At 51.1% G+C, this 1,804-nt stretch carries 2 protein-coding genes; one reads left to right on the plus strand and one right to left on the minus strand.

Annotated elements, in window-relative coordinates; translation table 11 throughout:
- Window positions 1-442, plus strand: a 442-nt coding sequence (locus VGA08_01745; GenBank protein HEX9679318.1) for a DNA polymerase III subunit beta, incomplete at its 5' end; no start/stop codon positions are given.
- Window positions 443-520: 78 nt separating this feature from the next.
- On the opposite strand, the gene VGA08_01750 is transcribed toward VGA08_01745, so the two are convergent.
- A partial coding sequence (locus VGA08_01750) for an Ig-like domain-containing protein (protein ID HEX9679319.1) occupies window positions 521-1,804 on the minus strand: 1,284 nt, incomplete at its 5' end.

Genomic DNA, 1,804 nt, shown 5'->3' on the forward strand with positions numbered 1-1,804 from the left:
TACTTTTACTTTTGGGGGGATTGAGTTGGTTTCACGGCTGGTGGACGGAGCATACCCCGACTACCAACAAATAATCCCGCAGCAAACTCCAACCAAGGTGGTGGTGGCAACGCGGGAATTAAACACGGCCACAAAAGGCGCCAGTCTGTTCGCGAGGAGCGGAATTTTTGACATTATGCTGGACGTGAAGCCAGACCAAAAAGAGGTCGAGATTTCCGCAACCAGCGGTCAGCTGGGTCAAAATACCACCAAACTGGACGCGGTTATCACCGGAGAGGGGAATAGTATCGCGCTTAACTACCGGTATCTTTTGGATGGTTTGCAAAACATCGCCAGTGAACAGGTAGAGCTTGGAATAATTGACGCTTCAAGTCCGTGCCTTATTACACCCAACACAAAAGGCGCGGAATATCTGTATTTGATAATGCCTATTAAGCAGTAAGGATAAAATCAACCAACAAGAGTCATAATAAAAAACCATCCCAGGGTTTAGGGACGGTTTTTTGTAACAACAAATTTTCTAATTAACGATGAGATCCAAGGGTTCGCTCTCGTACTGGAAGCCGTCTTTGTTGATAATTTTTGCCACCACTTGTAGCACGCCGACAGTCGGTGTTTGAGACCACTGACCCAAGAGTCGGCCACCCGAGAATTGCCGAATGGTGTTGATGTAACTGTCTTGGTTATCCCGCCGCATAATCAGGTCGACGCGGTTAATGTTTTCGAAATTACTCAAATTTGCTTCAAGCGTCAGCGGGAAATCAGCTTGGCTCAGGGTTGTGCCGGATACAGGTTTTGTCCACGTCAGCGCGGACGGGAGAGCCGGCAAATTGAATTGGAGAGTAATACTTGACTGGCCGGCGTTTTCAACGTCATCATAAGCAACTGCTCGGAAGGAACGAGAGCCGGTTTGGACGCGCGGGTCTTGAAGCGTGACGGCCAAGTCAAACGGGGATTGCGTGACGTTGGCAATTAAGATGTTGTCAATATAATATTCAACCCGAACCACGCCACGCGGCGCGCTGGTCTGGACGTTGGCGGTCAGCGCGCGTTGGCTGATTGTAGCGCCGCTGCCGGGGTTAAGAATAGTGACTCGCGGCTGATTGGCCGAGACATGAACGTCATCAAACTCAGTTGGTGGCTGTTCAAGCGTTATTTCTTGGCGTTCGGCCCAATTAACAATGGCTTGTTCCCAACGCTCAAACTGCTTGCCGGATTGAATTGGAGCCGCGTTTCCGAGCGGGTCTTCCGGGTTGATGAAGTACAAAATACTGTGGCCGCTTTGGTAGGTTCGTTCTTCAACCATACTCTCGGGGGTTAGGTTGGTGGCGAGCTTGCCTGACGCCCTGTCAACCTTGACTTTAACGCCACCGGCAATACTCCCGTTTAAGACCGGCTTGTCAGTTTCAATTGGAGCCGGGGCTCGAAAAGACTCAACCGGAGTGTCGCCCAACACCCGCCGCATAAAGGTATTCCAAATCGGGGCGGCCACCACGCCACCGGCCGCGCCTCGCCGCATTGGATTGTTGTTATTATTCCCAACCCAAACGCCAACCGCCAATGAGGGCGTGTAGCCGATTGTCCAGGCATCGCGGTAGTCGTTAGTAGAACCTGTTTTAGCCGCCACCGGCCGGCCACCGAGTGTTAAATAGTTATTCTCTCCAAAGATGTATGCCCGGGCGGCGTTATCGGTTAGGACGTTATTGATTTGACGCGCCACCTCGGTTTCCAAAACTTTGCGCTCGACTCTTTCATATTCCTCAAGAACATTCCCGTCTTTGTCTCGAACTTCAAGAATAGCGAC

Source organism: Candidatus Saccharimonadales bacterium (assembly GCA_036397795.1).
In the GTDB taxonomy this organism is placed as follows: domain Bacteria; phylum Patescibacteriota; class Saccharimonadia; order Saccharimonadales; family DASWIF01; genus DASWIF01.